Annotated in this window: 18 protein-coding genes; all 18 read right to left on the bottom strand. The window is 54.6% G+C overall.

Features of this window, described 5'->3' with window-relative positions; all coding sequences use genetic code 11:
* Positions 1–4: 4 nt before the first annotated feature.
* Positions 5–748 carry a type II secretion system F family protein gene (locus MYS68_RS09450; RefSeq protein ID WP_248925599.1) on the bottom strand — a complete coding sequence of 248 codons (744 nt, stop codon included), beginning with the start codon at positions 746–748 and terminating at the stop codon, positions 5–7.
* Complete coding sequence (locus MYS68_RS09445; protein ID WP_248925598.1) at positions 711–2003, bottom strand: TadA family conjugal transfer-associated ATPase; 1293 nt, start codon at positions 2001–2003, stop codon at positions 711–713. Before MYS68_RS09445 ends, MYS68_RS09450 begins: the two co-directional genes overlap by 38 nt.
* The gene (locus MYS68_RS09440) at positions 1990–3111 is read right to left on the bottom strand and encodes a P-loop NTPase family protein (protein WP_248925597.1); all 1122 of its coding nucleotides are present in this window, start codon (positions 3109–3111) and stop codon (positions 1990–1992) included. Before MYS68_RS09440 ends, MYS68_RS09445 begins: the two co-directional genes overlap by 14 nt.
* A gap of 336 nt (positions 3112–3447) precedes the next feature.
* Positions 3448–3918 (bottom strand): DinB family protein, encoded by a 471-nt coding sequence (locus tag MYS68_RS09435; protein ID WP_248925596.1) that lies wholly within the window; start codon positions 3916–3918, stop codon positions 3448–3450.
* A 16-nt stretch (positions 3919–3934) separates the two neighbouring features.
* Positions 3935–4570 (bottom strand): class I SAM-dependent methyltransferase, encoded by a 636-nt coding sequence (locus tag MYS68_RS09430; protein WP_248925595.1) that lies wholly within the window; start codon positions 4568–4570, stop codon positions 3935–3937.
* Positions 4571–4580: 10 nt separating this feature from the next.
* Entirely contained in the window at positions 4581–5666 is a 1086-nt protein-coding gene (locus tag MYS68_RS09425) for an SAM-dependent methyltransferase (protein WP_338043558.1), read from the bottom strand.
* Positions 5663–6427, bottom strand: a complete 765-nt coding sequence (locus MYS68_RS09420) for an ABC transporter ATP-binding protein (RefSeq protein WP_248925594.1) — start codon at positions 6425–6427, stop codon at positions 5663–5665. Before MYS68_RS09420 ends, MYS68_RS09425 begins: the two co-directional genes overlap by 4 nt.
* 5 nt (positions 6428–6432) lie before the next feature.
* Positions 6433–6810, bottom strand: a complete 378-nt coding sequence (locus tag MYS68_RS09415; protein WP_248925593.1) for a cyclic-phosphate processing receiver domain-containing protein — start codon at positions 6808–6810, stop codon at positions 6433–6435.
* 35 nt (positions 6811–6845) lie between these two features.
* Entirely contained in the window at positions 6846–7697 is an 852-nt protein-coding gene (locus MYS68_RS09410) for a deoxyribonuclease IV (RefSeq protein ID WP_248925592.1), read from the bottom strand.
* A gap of 10 nt (positions 7698–7707) precedes the next feature.
* Positions 7708–8517: an Fpg/Nei family DNA glycosylase gene (locus tag MYS68_RS09405; protein WP_248925591.1), complete on the bottom strand. Its 810-nt coding sequence runs from the start codon at positions 8515–8517 to the stop codon at positions 7708–7710.
* A 75-nt stretch (positions 8518–8592) separates the two neighbouring features.
* Positions 8593–9960, bottom strand: coding sequence for a ribonuclease H-like domain-containing protein (locus MYS68_RS09400; protein ID WP_248925590.1), 1368 nt, complete (start codon positions 9958–9960; stop codon positions 8593–8595).
* A complete protein-coding gene (locus MYS68_RS09395; protein WP_275983453.1) occupies positions 9957–12242 on the bottom strand; it encodes a DEAD/DEAH box helicase in 2286 nt (761 codons plus the stop codon). The genes MYS68_RS09400 and MYS68_RS09395 overlap by 4 nt, the downstream gene beginning before the upstream one ends.
* 347 nt (positions 12243–12589) lie before the next feature.
* Positions 12590–12808 carry a hypothetical protein gene (locus MYS68_RS09390; protein WP_248925589.1) on the bottom strand — a complete coding sequence of 73 codons (219 nt, stop codon included), beginning with the start codon at positions 12806–12808 and terminating at the stop codon, positions 12590–12592.
* 90 nt (positions 12809–12898) lie between these two features.
* Positions 12899–13861, bottom strand: a complete 963-nt coding sequence (locus MYS68_RS09385; protein WP_248925588.1) for a metal-dependent hydrolase — start codon at positions 13859–13861, stop codon at positions 12899–12901.
* A gap of 29 nt (positions 13862–13890) precedes the next feature.
* The gene (locus tag MYS68_RS09380; protein WP_248925587.1) at positions 13891–14829 is read right to left on the bottom strand and encodes a lysophospholipid acyltransferase family protein; all 939 of its coding nucleotides are present in this window, start codon (positions 14827–14829) and stop codon (positions 13891–13893) included.
* A gap of 10 nt (positions 14830–14839) precedes the next feature.
* Positions 14840–15607 carry a GNAT family N-acetyltransferase gene (locus MYS68_RS09375; RefSeq protein WP_248925586.1) on the bottom strand — a complete coding sequence of 256 codons (768 nt, stop codon included), beginning with the start codon at positions 15605–15607 and terminating at the stop codon, positions 14840–14842.
* A gap of 182 nt (positions 15608–15789) precedes the next feature.
* Complete coding sequence (locus tag MYS68_RS09370) at positions 15790–16482, bottom strand: LrgB family protein (protein ID WP_248925585.1); 693 nt, start codon at positions 16480–16482, stop codon at positions 15790–15792.
* Positions 16479–16898: a CidA/LrgA family protein gene (locus tag MYS68_RS09365; protein ID WP_248925584.1), complete on the bottom strand. Its 420-nt coding sequence runs from the start codon at positions 16896–16898 to the stop codon at positions 16479–16481. The genes MYS68_RS09370 and MYS68_RS09365 overlap by 4 nt, the downstream gene beginning before the upstream one ends.
* Positions 16899–16900: the final 2 nt, after the last annotated feature.

The raw sequence follows: 16900 nt of genomic DNA, 5'->3' as shown, positions 1-16900 counted from the left end.
CTGTTCACACCTTAATATCCATAATTCGCTCGGTCATCTTGTAGCAGCCGAACAGAACAAGCAGGCAAACCGACATGACGACATAACCTATGCCGTTGTAAAGCGGCGCCATGTAATCGGGGGACGAATACGCCAGCAAACCGACGACGACGAGCGGAGCGAAGGTCAGCAGGCGCGATTCGAACTTTTTTTGCGACATCATAACGGCTATCTCCTGTTCGATTTCCAGCTTCTCATGAATTATCGATGCCGTCCTGCGGATGACATGAATGAGATTTCCGCCGGTTCTTTTACAGGTTACAAAAACGTCCGTAAAGTTACGTATATCGTCCGAGCCGGATCGAGCGCTGAAATCAAGCAAAGCGGCCTCAATCGTTCCGCCGATTTCGATTTTCCGGTTGATCAGCTCAAGCTCGCGGATGATGAACGTATTCGGATCCGGGTAAAGCAGCTTCAAATCATCCACCGCTTCAAGAAAAGCCGTCTCCACCGATTTTCCGGCGCCGATCGCCGAGGAAATACCCGACAGCGCCTGCTTGAACTGCATATTCAGCAGCTGTCTGCGCTTCGCCGCAAGCTGCTTCGCCCGCATGGCCGGATACAGGATGCCGAGCAGCGCGATCAGAAGCGCCATCACGGCGCTTTTGTAAAACACCGTGCCGATGCACGCCAGCAGCGCCCCCGCCAGCAGCATGGAGACAACCTTCTCTTTAGCGGTCATTTTGTAAACGCGGTAGTCTGTTATCAACGGTGGACTCCTTTCCCTGCATGTCCGACCCGGGAACCCGGAGGCCGGCCAGTGCCAGCTTATGCGTTCGCCGCAGATGGCTTCCTGTAGGTGCCAGCTGCCCAGTCACGACACCCGCCTCATTTTCTCCGGTCTCGACAAACCGGTACAGCGGGTTCAGCTCAATATCGCCGTCCGTCATGCCGACGATTTCGCTGATTTCCATAACCCGGCGCGAATGATCCCTGAGCCTCGACAAGTGAATCAATATATCGAGCGCCGAAGCAATTTGCTTGCGGATCACCTCGACTTCCAGAGTGACGCCGCTCAGCACCATCGTTTCCAACCTGCCAAGCATGTCCGCCGTCGTATTCGCATGTCCCGTCGATAAGGAACCGTCATGCCCGGTGTTCATCGCCTGCAGCATATCAAGCGCCTCCGCCCCACGCACCTCGCCGACGATAATCCGGCTTGGCCGCATTCGGAGCGACGACTTGATGAGCTCGCGCATCGTAATTTCGCCGCGCCCTTCGGTGTTCGCATTCCGCGTTTCCATACGGACGATATTAGGTACCGTGCGAATTTGCAGCTCCGCGGAGTCCTCAATCGTAATGATGCGCTCATCCTCCGGAATGAACTGCGATAATACGTTCAAAAACGTCGTTTTCCCCGAACCTGTACCTCCGCTGATAAATATGTTGTATTTGGCCTGCACGAGCGTTTTCAAAAAAAGTGCCGCTTCCTCCGTCAGCGCGCCTTTGCGGATCAAATCGCCCATCGTCAGCGGTTTCTCGGGGAATTTGCGGATCGTCATCGCCGGGCCGTCCAACGCTACGGGAGGAAGCACGACATTGACGCGTGAGCCGTCCTTCAGCCTTGCGTCGACGATCGGGCTCGCTTCGTTGACGACTCGATTTACTTTGGCGACGATTGACTGGATCACGTCCTCCAGCTTCTCCCTGCTTTCGAATTGAACCGGGCTTAATGTCACTTTGCCTTCTTGTTCGACGAAAATACGTTCGTGGCTGTTTACCATAATTTCAGTAACTGCCGGATCGTCAATAAGCGGCTGAAGCACGTCGAATCCACGAAACGAATGAAAGAGCCGCTGAACGAGAGCGTGCTTTTGCCGGGCAGTCATGTAGCTGCGATCCGACTCTTCGAAGACCGCTTGCTCGGCGAGCTCGTAAAGCTGCTCGTCCGTCGTTTCCCGATGCAGATCAAGCCGTTCGGTAATTTGCGCCTTGAGCCTTAAAAATCGGTCATGCTCCTGCAACCCGCTTCACCTCAACCATTCCGCTTCCTTCCTGCATCAATCGTAACACTTGCTCCTGAAACGGCGGACAATGAAGCAGCTGCTCCACCTCGCCGTACGACTTCCACTGCGGAATATATGGAAGTTCTCCGGCTATCCTAAGTCCCAGCTTCTCCAGCCGGTTCGACAGCTTTCCCGTATGTTTGTTGACAATCAGCTCCGCTTTGCCGATCCATTCTCCGCCTCCCGGCACGGCTCCGTCCCGCAGCATTTTCAATACATGCAGCGTCTTTTGCAGCTGCTGAGCTTCGTCAAGCACCATCCACATCAATCTGTCGCAGCGGGAAATTGCGCCGATAATACGCGGGTGCAGACTGGACTCCAAATCGATCACAATCGTGCGGTATTCGCCCGTAGCGGCGATCGCGTCGATCAACGCGATGACTTCGGATTCTCCCATTTCAAGCAGTTCCTCGGCATAAGAAGAAGTTTCCAAATAGCTGAACTTGTAAAGCGGATGGTACGAAACAAGCGAGCCGAGCCTAGCGGCTAGCTGCTTCGGATTTGTTTTGGCGTAATAAACCGCCTGAGCAAACAGGTCTTTGCCTGAAGCCGCAAGCAATGGGTGTAACCCACTGTGAAGCTCCAGATTCAGGTAAAAAACGCTCCGGTCCAGCAGTGCCGACTGCATGGCCCAGTGCAGCGACAATGCCGTTTTGCCGGTTCCTCCTGTCGCGGAATAAACGGCGACGACCTCCGTCGTTTGCTTGCCGCGGATCGGCGCAGACGACGTATACTCGTTGTAATGGGCTGCAACTTGCGCCATCAGTTGATTCAGCGGCTGGTATTTGAACAGCATCGGGTATTCCAACACATCGGAGGCGGACGGTGAGTTGCTCAAAAACAACGTACAGCCTAGAGGCTGCTCAAACACCCGGTCCGGCAGCGGAAAAAACGATTCGTGAATAAGCAAAATGCATTTTTCCCGGGCCGTTTCCAAAAATGATAATCCTTGCTCTCTGGAGCTGAACGACTTCACGGTAAATCGTTCGGCCAGCTCCGTCGTTCGAACATAAGCGGAGACCATGTCCAAAAACAACGTGTCGGCATCCAGCAATACGAGCAGCATGTCGGTTCCTCCCTACAGGATCGAATTCAGCTTCAGCAATCCAACGGCGACGTGCGCGAGCGAAAGGATGGCGGCGGCGATAACCAGCTTGATCTGCAATTGTTCGTCCAGTGACAACCCCCTCCTTTTTACGGCAACAAAAAAAGCACGCGCTAACGAACCTTTCGTTCGTCAGCGGTGCTTCCGCTTGTGCTCATTTGAAATTACCCACATTATACCAACAATTCCGGAAGAAAACAACTGTATGTTCGGTATTTGTTGTTTCTGCAAATCATCGATTTGACGAATGCAAGAATCGCCCTTTATCGGGAAAATGCTTCATATATTCCGGAGCGCTTATTGTGAGCGTCTGGAAAAAGCCTCCTTATTGCGTTCGATCTGCTTAATGTGTCTGTCGACGTGACCGACGAATGTTTGCACAATGTCGCGCAGCGTCTGTTTCCCTGCGACGTTATGAACACCCGTACGTTCCCAATTCTCCGGCTTCAGCGCCAAAAGAATTTGCGTCATCATTGCCCGCTGCGATCGGAACATCTGCAAATAAGGCTCATGATCGAGCGCCAAATAATGGAGCCGCCCGGCCCAGGCGTCGGGATCGAATTTGAACAGAAGCGGATTTTCTTCCGCAATGACCTTCTTCATCCGGTAAATCGCCACCATCTCGGCGTCGCTTACATGGATGACGATCTCTTTGATGCTCCATTTGTCCGGAGCCGGCTTGAAGTTCAGAAGTTCCTGCGAAACTCCGACCAACGCCTCACTTAACATGTCATACCCTTTGGAATAATTTGCAATCAGCTGTTCCAATTTCATCCACTCCCGTTCACGCTTTATGCAGTGCGGCCTCCCACAGCACCTTTTTCCTGCCATACCGGTGCATGTCCGCTTCCTGCAAATATTCGACATTCCAATGCTTAAACAGTTCGAGCAAATCTTCCCGTTCGAAAAAACGCTTAAAATGTCCCTCTTCCGTCTCGTAATAGTTCGGCTCCGCCATCCGGCCTTGTCCGGCCCCGAACAGCTCGTCCCGAATCGAATTTACCCTGCACAGCAAATACCCTCCCGGCTGCAAAACCCGGCGAATTTCACCGGCAATGCGAACCGTATCCGCCCAGCGGAAGTAGTGCAGGCTTAAATCGGCGATAATCAGCGCGGCCGAACCGTCCGCAAACGGCAATCCGTCCAGCAAATTGAGCGGCACCGTCTCCGCCTCCGGAATATAACGCCGAATCTGCTTCAACGCCTCCTCCGAAATGTCGCAGGAAATGACCCGGTAACCCCGCTCCGCCAAATACAATGTATCGCATCCGTAACCGCAGCCCAGATCGATCACCGGCAAGTCCGCCGACAACCGCAAAATGTGCTCGTGCTTGTCAAGCCAATCGTCGTACACCGGCTTGCCTCTATCCGTATCCGCAAAAATGCGGTCCCATCTTGATACCGGATTATTTTCGCCCATCCCTGCACCCCTAGCTTCGCGCTTTGATGAAAAACATCGTCAGTTCCTCGCGGTTGTGAAACAGCTGCTTTGCTTTCTGCAGTTCAAGCTGCGGCGACAAATCCCCGACCACCTCGCGCATCGTCTGAAATGCTTTCTTGTGCATCAGCTTCACGGTAATGATGCATGTTCCGCCAGGCTGAACCGCGTACAGCAGATCCCCTACGAGCGTCGTCATCTGGCGCGGGCTCCAGCTCATATCGCAAACGAGCAGGTCGAAGGCGCCATCGCGGAAACGAACGTCCCCGGCGTTTTTTTGCAAAAACGTCAGCTTCGGATGCTGCAAAAGCCCGGGATCGAGCCGGGCAGGATCGACGGCGGTGACGTGGCAGCCGCGCTCCAGCAGCAGCGACGTCCAGCCGCCCGGTGCGGCGCCGATGTCCAAAGCGTTCCGATAGCTGCGAAAATCAAGCCCGAAGCGCATCTCCGCTTCCAGCAGCTTGAATTTGGCACGCGAGATTTGCCCCTCCTCCCGCTGAAACCGGACCGCGCCGCCTGACCAATCGGACAAATTGTCCGCAGGCGCGGACAACCCGATAAGCGCAAGCTCCGCCGTCAAAAAAACGGAAATGATGAGGTCGGCGCCTTTCACGACCGGCTCCGCCCGAAAGTTCCGTACGATCGCTTCGTCGATCGCCTCTTTGCAGGCAAACGGCGTGTAGGCATACTCCACACCGTCGAGCTTGCGGGTTTGCACCGCAACTTTGGCCCCTTCCGGCAGGTTAAAAGACGATTTCACCGTTTCCTGAAGACGGTGCAAATCGGACTCCGTCCGGTCGATAGCCACCTGAACATCCACCGGCTGAACGTGCCTTACAAAGACAGGCTCCCTCTCGGTCAGCAGCAACGTCGCTTCCCGCTTGGAAATTCCTTCTGCATCGAAGCGAAAAATTTCCGCCGGCACGATGGCCGTCAGCTTCACTTGTTCAAAAAGCCGGCGAATTTCCTCCATCGCCTGCGCGCCGAAGCCATGATTGGAGGTGGCGATAAAACCGGCTGCCTTGTCATTATTCGTCATGCTGTCCATGCGATCTCCTTCGATATGTACGTCCTTCACAGCACTTTAATCCACGGCCTGTCGCGAAACCAATCGATCTGCAGCGGCACCCGGTACGCTTTATACAGGTTATCCGCATTCAGCACATCGTTTTTCGCCCCGGATGCGATGATTTTCCCCTGCTCTATAAGCAGGACGTGCGTAAACACCGGCATAATTTCCTCGATATGATGAGTTACATAGATGATCGTCAGCTGCTGCGAATGAAGGCTGTTGATGTCATCCAGCAGCTTTTCCCGTTCGTATAAGTCCAGTCCGGCGCAAGGCTCGTCCATAATCAAAATGCTCGGGTTTTGCATCAGCGACCTGGCCAACATCACTTTTTTGCGCTCGCCTTGCGACAGCGTACCGAGCGGCTGGTCCTGCAAATGGACAAGATTCACTCTCTCCAGCATCCCGATCGCCTTCGCTTTCACTTCCTCGGGAATTTCCTGATAGAAACGAAGGAAGCTGTACTCCCCGGTAGCCACGACTTCCCATACGGGATCGCGCGGCGTCAGCTTTTCAAACAGCGATTGGCTGATGTAGCCGATATGCTTGCGCACCTCGCGCACGTCACATTGCCCGTATACGTTGCCAAGCACCTCCACCTTGCCGCTGGACGGGAACATATAACCGATCATCATCTCCAGCAGCGTCGTTTTGCCGGAGCCGTTGCGCCCCAAAATGACCCAATGCTCTCCCTCTTTTACCGTCAAATTGACATCGGATAAAATGTGCCGATCTTCGCGAATAAAATGAATGCCGCTCAAGCTAATCAATCGTTTCAACTCCCGTCTGTATCTTTGTTGCCGTTTTCCGACTCCCGTTTCCGCTGCAAAATCCACTCTGCCGCCTTCTCCGGCGGAATCGGGTGATTGTACAAAACCGTTCCTTCCGGCTTATGCGCATACAGCAAATTAAACATGCTGACACGCCCGGAGGCGCTCGACGTATGCAGGTAAATTTCGCGGGGAAACAGCCGCTTCCGCACCATGTGCATGACAACCTCAAGGCCGGTAGGCTGTCCCGGCCCCAAATCGTAATCGAGCGAGAGCACTTCCACCTCGCATTGTTCCAACAGCAAAATACACTCCGCAGCGTCTTTAGCCAAAACAAATCCTTCCGGACACCGGCGCATGTCGTCCAAGAATACGCGAATCATGATGTGGTGCACCTCCCCGTTAAAACAGACGCGGATCAAACTTTCCCGGCCGTGTAACCCCCCAGCTGCATCGCAAAACGAATTTCTCCCTCATGGGACCCGCCCCGGGGAACGGGAGTTTCGAGCACAACGGGAATGCCGCGGGCGAAAAAAGGCGACCGCAAAAACGTCTCCATTCCGCGAGTCCCGATGAAGCCGGAGCCGATGTTTGCGTGGCGGTCCTTGCCCGATCCCGATTCATATCGCGAGTCGTTCAAATGAATCGCCTTCAGATGGTCGAAGTATCCGAGAGCCGCCCCTCTGGCGGCCGCCTCCGGCCAGTCATCACCTTTCCATAAACCGCTGGCAAACGCATGGCAGGTATCGAAGCAGAAGGCGACCTTGTGCGGCCGGCTCACCAAACTTCTGATTTTCACGAGCTCCTCGAAAGTGGTTCCCATCGCGGAACCTTCGCCCGCCTGGTTCTCGATCAGCAGCAGCGCGTTTCCTTGCCAGGAAGCGGTAATGTCATTGATTAATTGTATAATATTTTTGTAGCCTTGTAACGGGTCCGACCCCTTATATTTTCCAAAATGGACGACAAGGCCGACGGATCCGCAAGCTTCGGCGATCTCCAAGTCGTTCAATACGGATGCAAGCGTCGCTTGCCGGAGCCCCGGATCGTCCACAGCAAGATTCGTCGGATACGGTGCGTGCGCGATGGAAGCGATGCCGTGTTCCCTGCAAAACGCAGCGCAGCCTTCCGCATCGGCGCGTGCAAACGACTTGACGGACAGGCTTCGCGGATTTTTCGGAAAATATTGAAACGCTCCGGCTCCGATGCGAAGAGCGGTTTTGGCAGCTTCCAGATAGCCGTGGCGAATGCTGATATGACAACCGAATCTCATGGCTCGTCTCCTAATGCTGACAGTTCGGACAGCTGAACGATTTTTTCGATGAAATTTCGTGGCGTTCGATCGAAGTGCCGCAGACGACGCACGGCTCTCCCTCGCGGTCGTACACCCTGCACCGGCAGTCGAAGGAACCGGTCAGCTCGTCGCCGGCGTACAATGGCGATTCCATATAGCCGCCGTAGCGGATCGCCTCCAGCAGCACCTCGCGCATCGAGCGGTACAGCGTTCCGAGCTCCTCGGCGTTCAAACCATTCACGCTCCTGGCGGGGAGCAGGCCGGCATGAAAGCATATCTCGTCGGAATAACAATTGCCGATGCCCGACAAGATGCTTTGATCCACCAAAGTAACCTTAAGGTTTCCGCGTCGGGGTTTCATCGTCTGAACAAACCGTTCGAATGTAAAGATCGGCTCCAGCGGCTCGGGACCCAGCTTTTGCAGCAGCAAATCGACTTCATGCGGATCGTGCAGGTGTAAATATCCGAGGCGCAGCCCGATAAAATACAGATGGAGGTCGCCGAAGCTCAGCGTCACCTGGCATGTTCGGTCAGGCTTCTCCTCGCGCCTCCCGAAAAACATCCAGCCCCCGAGCATCAGATGCAGCAGCAGAACTTTGGCGTTCGACAAATGAAACAGCAGATGTTTGGCCCTCCGCTCGACGCGGGTAATCGATTGGCCCTGCACTTCACGTATAAATAAAGGGGCAGGAACGTTCAGTGATTTTTCCCTCTGAATGTCCACCCCTGTGATGACTTTCCCCGCGACTCTCGGACCAAGCAGTTGCTTATAATTTTCCATTTCCGGCAATTCCGGCATCGGCTATCTTCCCTTACCGCTTTTTTACCTCTTTATTCCCATAAAGCACTGAAAATATTCCCGAGGCGCTGCGGCTTACATCGACAACAGGCCGTCCATCGCGTATTCCGGCCTCCTTGCAGCTGGCTTCTTGCCTGCGGTGGCCGCTTTCTTTTTCAACCGGTCGATCCGTTTCTGGATGTCTTCCATCTGCTTGTCCTGCCGATCCTGCTCTTCCCGCGTGCCGGCCCTTTTCAGCGTCTTCCGCTTCCATGCTTTGTTAAGGCCTTCCTCGGCAAAATAAAGCGCCTTCCGGTAATCTTTCTCCGCGTGTTCATAGTGCATCGCCAGCTCGATAAACGGCTCGATGGAAGCCGTCGCCCGATTTCCCCGCTCATCGATATAGCGCTCCCACAAATCGATGCTGCGGCTGCCCAGTCCGCGCTTTTTGTACATTTGGGCGAGCGGCAGCCAATATTCCGCCGTATCTCCGGCGCCATACTGCAGCAAAAAGTCGATCACAACATCCGCCTGCCGGCAGTGACCGAGCTTATCGAGCCAGACGCCCATCCGGAAAAGCTCCTCCGGCGTCAGCGTCTCCGGATCGATTTTGCCCTGTAGTGCCAGCGAAAAATGGACGGCAAGAGCGGCAAGCGACAAAATGTCGAGCTCGTTATGAACGAATACGCCTTGGACGAGCGACGGGTCCCTCTCCGCCAAATACTGAAAATATAACGTCGGGGCAAGCGATCCGGGAACATCGTTATGGCGAATGACGCCTAGCCGCTCCTCCTCCACCGCTCCCAGTCTGCACGAAGGCATCGTATGTTTCCACAGCCCGCGCGACGGGTAAAGAAAGTCGAGGTGAGCGGCCGGCTCCGTCTGCAGCTTCATGCGGTTCAATATGTACCGGTTTTTCAAAATCGGCCAATCGAACGATTTGCCGTTGTATGATACTAGATGCGTATGCTTCTCCAGCTTGTCTTTCAAGTAACCGAGCATGGCGATCTCTTCGCCCGGATTGCGGATGAACATCTGCTCCACGACAAACCGATCGCCTTCGTAATACCCGATGCCGATCATAAACGGCACGTTGCCCGCTCCGATGCCGAGCCCCGTCGTTTCCGTATCGAAAAAAAGCAGCTGCTCATGGTGTTTTAACGGGACTGCATTCGGTCCGGCCCCTGCGCTGCGGGGCGTTTTCTTTCTTCGCGCAGCGCTCCCGGCCGGCTCCTGAAAAATTTGCAGCGCCCCTGCCTGCCCGAACAATTCGGAAAGCCCGTAATGGCCGTGTCTGTAGTTCGCCTCATAAACGCGTCTTCTTAACACAAACGAACCCCAGTCGCCATGCTCCATCCGGGCACCGACCGCATCCCATTCGCCGCCCGGCGCCATCTCCTGCTTCGGTTCGGGTGCCGCTTCGCTTTTTTTGAGCCGCTGCAGCCGCTCCTTCAGTCCACTCATCGCACTCCCTCCACTTGCGACAGCAGCCGCATCGCCAGCTGTTTGCCGGTGAGGCCGACCTCTTCGATCGGTCCGACGCAGGCGGGACAGCCGCTCAGACAGGAGCAATCGGAGATAAGCTGCTTGGCCTGCTCGATCAGCCTGCCATGCACTTCATACAGCCGCTCGCTAAGCCCGACTCCGCCAGGATAACGATCGTAAAAAAAGACCGTCGGCATCTTGTTATGAACCGCCCTTACCTGCGGCACAACGCGAATGTCGAGCGGGTCGCACATCAAATAAAGCGGGGCGATATGCACAAGCACGTTGGCGATGCCAAGCAAAGCGAACTGCATATCGTTGTTTGTCATCGAAGCGGTCAATTCGTCCGAAAACGTAAACCAGTACGAGCTCGTATGCAGCTCCTCCTCCGGCAAATGGATCGGCCCGGAGCCGATATTCTCGTGCGTGCGCAGCCGGATTTTTTTGAATATCGTCGCCTTCGCATTGACCGTCACCTCGCCGTATTGGCGCTGCAGCCCGCCGTCTTCGCTCTCCCGCTGCACATGCAGCACTTTCAGCTGCACCGCCATGTTCGCATCGGTGTAATAATCTACGTTCACCTCGCGAACGTAGGCTTTTTTCTCCTCGTAATCGAGCTTCTCCACCTGGTATTGGACGCCCTCATGGATGTATATCGCCTCCTCATGAATGAGCGTCGGCGCGCTGAACCGGTCGACTTCGCCGAGCACCCGGCTGCCGCTTGTCATATCGATGATGATGAAGTTTTCCTGCGCCGCCGAACGCAGCGAAATGTCATGGGCCGGAAACGACTGCTCCATCCAGTACCAGCGGTCTTTAACGTGGTGAAGAATCCGCTCCTCCGTCAAAAATTCGAGAATGTCCTTCAGCGATTCGTCGCCGAACTTCTCGTCCGCTTCGAAAGGGAGCTCATACGCCGCGCATTTCACATGATCGACCAAAATGATCAGGTTGTCGGGATGAATCAGAGCCCGTTCCGGCGGACGTTCGAAAAAGTACCTGGGGTTCTGGATCAAATATTGATCAAGCGGATTGCTGCTTGCGACCAGGAACGTAATCGAGCTTTCCTGGCGCCGGCCGGCGCGGCCCGACTGCTGCCACGTGCTGGCGATCGTGCCGGGATAGCCGTTCAGCACGCACGCCTGCAGCTGACCGATGTCGATGCCGAGCTCCAGCGCGTTCGTGCTGACGACGCCGCGTATTTCTCCGCTGCGCAGCCCCCGCTCGATCTCACGGCGAAGCTTCGGCAAATAGCCGCCCCGGTAGCCGCGAATCGACTTCGTACCGAGCTCGTGCTTCACGAGATCCTGCAAATATGTGAGCAACAGCTCGACGCGCACGCGGCTGCGGGCGAAAACGATCGTCTGGATGCCGTTCTTAAGCAGCAAGCCGGCCAGCTTTCTCGTTTCCAGCACGCTGCTTTTGCGAATGCCGAGCTGCTGGTTGACGACCGGCGGGTTGTAAAACACGAAATGCTTCTCTCCGGCCGGAGCGCCGTTATTGTCGACCAACGCCACCTTCTCGCCGATCAGCCGTTCCGCATGCTCCTTCGGATTGTCGATCGTCGCCGAAGCGCAAATAAACTGCGGCGACGACCCGTAAAATTTGCAAATCCGCTTCAACCGGCGGATCACATTGGCGACATGGCTGCCGAACACGCCGCGGTAAGAGTGCACCTCGTCGATGACGATGTATTTGATATTTTCAAACAGCTTCACCCACTTCGTGTGATGGGGCAAAATCGCCGAATGCAGCATGTCCGGGTTCGTTACGACAATATGTCCCGCATTGCGGATTGCCTGTCGGACGGCAGGCGGCGTATCGCCGTCGTATGTATGCGTTTTGATATCCATGCCCATCAGATCGACAAACTGCTGCAGCTCCGCGACCTGGTCCTGAGCCAAAGCTTTGGTCGGAAACAGGTAAAGCGCCCGCGCCGCGTCATTTTCCACAATCGCCTGAAGCACAGGCAGGTTATAACATAACGTCTTCCCGGAGGCGGTCGGGGTAACGGTTACGACGTGGCTGCCGCCGAGTGCCTCGTCGAACGATTTCGCCTGATGCGTATAAAGCTTGTGAATGCCCCTGCTGCTCAGCGCGGATCGTATGGCCGGATTCATTCGTTCCGGCACATCGCTGTAAGAGGCTTCCCGAGGCGGAATCGTATGCCAGTAATTGACCTGGCTCATCACCTCGGGGGTGGAACGGATCAACTCGATGCATTCATCTATGGAAGCGACTTTTCCCGTTAACCGATTCATTAAAAACGACTCCTTACGTTGTACAGATGCTTCTTCCATTATATAGAATGTATGTTCGCATATCAACGATTATTTTAAAAACGCCGCAAAATCAGCATTTTTTATTAGTGATGTTTAATATTTATCTCATTAAATATAAAAGCGCAAATCGAAACAACGCAAAAACCCTGCTGCGGGCAATGTCATTGCCTGCATACAGGGTTATTTCTCCGATACTCGTGTCGTTATTCGGTTAAACGGTGGCGATTGTTAGCGAAACTCGGTCGAACATTGTTGAACACAGGCGCAAAAGTGTCTGAAAAATCAGTTATTTTATGTCGTATCCTGCGCTTTCCCGGGAAAAGTTTTTAGAGCAGATCGGACGAATCGTCGTAATCGAAGCGCACGCCGTCATCCGAAACGATTCGTTTGTTTCCCAATGCCAGAGCTTCCGCCGATTTGTTTTGAAGCTTGGTCAGCACTTCACGGTATTCGCTTTGCTTTACCCCATTGCCGCCTGCTTCCGCCTTGATGGCAAACCGAAGCGCATGTTCAATGACGGCAATGTCGTGGCTCGTAAAATCCATGGGCTTTCCTCCTGGAGGGATTTCAGTGTCATTATTGCAGTTTAACCATTTAGGCCCTGGAATATTCGATTTTTTTCCATCCCATAAAAATTATACATACGGGGGGTCCCATGCTTTCTTGCTCCACCCCAGCGATGTGCCCGTCACCTTCAGGTTACGGTCCAGCGTCACATCGACGCCGAAGGGAAGCCGGTGATTATGCCAGAAGCGCACATCACGCCACTCCACGACATAGCCGTCCTGTTTTTCCGTAAAGCATACGTGCACTCTTTGGGCAAATTGCAAAAAAGCGCGGACGCCGTCCGTCCCCATAGTCGCCTGAACGACAGCGGAAGGCTGATCTTTCGCATATACGTCCTCCACGGCAATATGCCCGAAACGAATGTTGCCGGTATAAAAGTAGCGGTCCGTCTCCAGCACGAACTGCCAGCGGAACCAATGGAGGCCGGGCACGACATGGCAGGCGCCGGATTGCGCAAGCTGCTTATGCACCTTGCGGACAAGACGCCCGTGCTGAACGAAGCGTATGGCGACATAAAGCGCAGACACCGCATAAATGATCGAGAACATCGACGATGGAACGGCCGCCCCCATCCCCCATAGCAAAAGTCCTGCAGCGTGAATCGCGAACAAAAACGGATCGAACAGCGATAAGACGTCCAGGTGATGCCATCGTTTGGAAAAAGGCCGGAATATTTGCACGCCGTAAGCGTTCAGCCAATCGAGCACAACATGAAGTACGACGGCGATCCACGTCCATAGGTATATTGTCAGCCAATGCTCATGAAGTCCAAAAGCAATGGCGATCGGCGGAGTCAGCACGGCGGGCCATAAAAACAGCGCCGGAATCGAATGGGTCAGCCCGCGGTGAACGCGAATGTACGTGCTGTAGCCTCTGAGGCGGACCAATGTATCGAAATCCGGCGCGTGCGAGCCGAGCAAAGTCCCGGCCATGATCGCTTGCAGCAATACGGGATTTTGAGCCACCTCCGGCTGAATCATCGAAAGTCCTGCCAGCGTCGCGCCAAACAACAGGTGACTTGCCGTATCCACCTTCTCAGTCCTCCTTGAAAAATTATGCGTTAACCGGTTTGCGCAGGAGACGCATCATCGTTCCATCCGGCCGTTTCCCGCTCCCAGCGCTCCTCAGCGTTAAACCAATAAAACCATTGCTCGGGATGCAAGCGGATGACCTTTTCCATGAAACGGTTCAGCAAACGGGTCGCTTCGCCCCGCTGTTTGCGGGTAAACCGCTCATAAAGCGGCAAAGGGCTTTCGAATACGAGCTCGTGAGTGAAACCGTGAACCCTGCGTCCGTAAAAGGGGATCACCGCCGCTTTTTGCTCGATCGACAGCAATGCCGCACCTTCGGGCGAACGGGTCGTCCTGCCGAACATTTCGGAAAGCGGAAACGCCGGCCGCCAAAAATCGCCGAGCAAAAAGACGATTCCGCCCGCCTCCAAATGTTTTTTCAGCCTGCGCAGTAGTTCCAGCGGCGGCACGCTGTCGTAGTCCAGACCGGGACAGCCCATCGCTTGAAACTTCTCATACAGCGGCCTCAGCTCGGGGCTTCCCCCGGTGGCGACTGTCAAGCAATTGTAAGATTTTGTTAAATACCAGTAATAATAAAAGAAATTTCCAGTATGAGGCGTAAAAACGATCGCCCCGCGCCCTTCCCGGAGCACATCCCGCAAATATTGTTCCCCGCGGACTATGAAGCGCCCCGCTCCCGTTTCAGACAACCGCTGCGAATCGATCAGTATTTCATATAACGAAATGACCACATTCGCCAAATATTGCCGCGTATACCGCCGTATGCCGGCTTCTCGCCTTTGCGGCAGCAGATCTTTCATATTGGCTGCGATTCGCCCGATTATCCGGCTTCCCGCCAGCATATATAGCAGCAGCGCTGCGAAATGAAGCAAAGCAAGTGTGACAGGACGCGGCAACCATCCGCACACCGCCGCGAGCCGGCGGACGGCCGGACTGTTTCCGGTCAGTTTGGATATCCACTCGTACATGAAACAACTCCTAACCGTTCAAAAAATGCCGTTTATACCGCCGGGTGACGCGATCTTTTTCCAGCACGATAAAAAAGTCGACCGTATTAAAAATGCGGTCATACGCCGGGTCCCCGCCAATTTCAGCCCCGAGCCACTGGTATCCTTTCATGAGCGGCGGCAGCTTGCGGAATACGTCTTTTTCGCTCAAAGGCTCGTTTGTCCGGGCAAGCCCCTCGATTCTGTGCGTTTCCAGCGGATTCACGCCGAACCGGCTGGTGATGACCTTTTTGTCCAGCAGCAGCGTATAAATTTGGTTCAGATCGTCAAGCGTCTGAAGATGAAGGCTTGCGCAGCCGATCAAATACGAATATCGATATTCCGTAATATAAGCGGCGATGCCTTCCCACAGCAGCTGAATCGCTCTGCCTCCGCGGTATTCGGGAGCGATGCAGCTGCGTCCGAGCTCCAGCGCCAGAGGCTTCAGCTCCGCAAAGGAAGAAAGATCGAACTCCGTTTCCGAATAAAACCCGATATTGCGAACCGCCCTTTCCCCCGGCAGCAGCCGATAGGTCCCGACGATTTGGTCCGAGTCCAAATCCTTGACGATCAAATGATCGCAAAACGCATCGTAAGCGTCAAACTCCAGACCGTTTTCGTTCAGCATTTGCAAGTTCTTCTCTTCCTCCACAAACACACGGTAGCGAAGCCTCATCGCCTGTTCGATTTCATCCGAACCTGCCGCAATCGAGACGGCCAGATTGGATTGCGGATTCGCCGTTGTTGCCGGTTGCATCATAGAAATCACTCGCCTTTCCCCTTGGTCAATAGCCGATTACATCTTCAAGGTAACAGACGAATATTATGATTGCGTTTTCTTGTTATTAAGGTTTTGTGGAGATTGGTTATGGGGCCCCGGTCCATCTCACGAAAAAAGCAGAGCCGCCGCAAGGGACGCTCTGCTTATGAGAGTGGGAAATGTTAACGAAATATCCAGTAAAGCGGAATAAATAACACGGACGTAATAATACCGGCAAGCCCCATCGAAAAACCGCTGATGCTTCCGCAAAGCTCCGATTCCCGGATCAGCCGGGCCGTTCCAATGCCGTGGGCCGAGGTGCCTACCGCCGTCCCGACGGCAATATCGCCGCGGACGCCGAACAAGCGGAGCACCTCCGGTCCGATCATGCTGCCGAGCAGCCCCGTAAGCACGGTCAAAACGGCACCCAGCTCGGGAATGCCGCCGGCCGAACGGACGATCTCGATGGCGATCGGCGTCGTGACCGATTTGGGCATCATCGTGATCATCATGTCTCTCGTGCCGCCGAGCGCCCAGACGAGCGCCGCGCTGCTGGCGATGCCGACGACCGAGCCGACGGAAATGCCCGTTACGATCGAAACGAGGCTGTTTTTGATTTTTTGCGCGTTTTTATAAAGCGGGACTCCAAGCGCAACGGTAGCCGGACCAAGCATAAACTCGATTAGACCGCCGCCGATTTTGTAATCCGCGTATGGAATTCCGCCGCACACGAGCAGCGCGATGACGAGCCCCGAGCATACGAATAACGGATGCAGCCAGCTCCATTTTCGATGCAGCATCAGTGCTATGACATAAGCGGCAACGGTGACGGTAACCCCGAACATCGGATGCTGGTAAAATTGGACAAGCGTCATCGACCGTTGACTCCTTCGGAAAAAGTAACGCGCGGCTCTAGGGAGGTTTCCTTGCTGCGGGCGGTGGTCCTTCTATCCGCATCTCCGCTTCGTCCCAGCAGCTTCGCCGTCCACCCCGATGCCAGCGTTACAGCCAGCCAGCTTCCGAAGAAAGCACCCAGGATCGGCACCGCATTTTCCCGGATAAACGGAACAAAAACGATCGAGCCGACGACAATCGGGCAAAAAAACAGCAGCATGTGCTTGTTCAAAAAAACGGCCGTTTCCTCCACCCATTCCAGCTTGACCAGCTTCAGAAACAAGGAAAACGTAAACAGAGTGAGACCGATGACACCTGCCGGCAGCGGCACATGTAACCCATATTGGAGCAGCATGCCGATCATATGAAAACCGATAAGAATAGCAAAGCCAAGCATGA

The sequence above is a fragment of the Paenibacillus hamazuiensis genome (assembly GCF_023276405.1).
GTDB lineage: Bacteria > Bacillota > Bacilli > Paenibacillales > NBRC-103111 > Paenibacillus_AF > Paenibacillus_AF hamazuiensis.
Note: the sequence above shows the minus strand (reverse complement) of the source record. Positions and strands in the feature narration are given on the sequence as shown.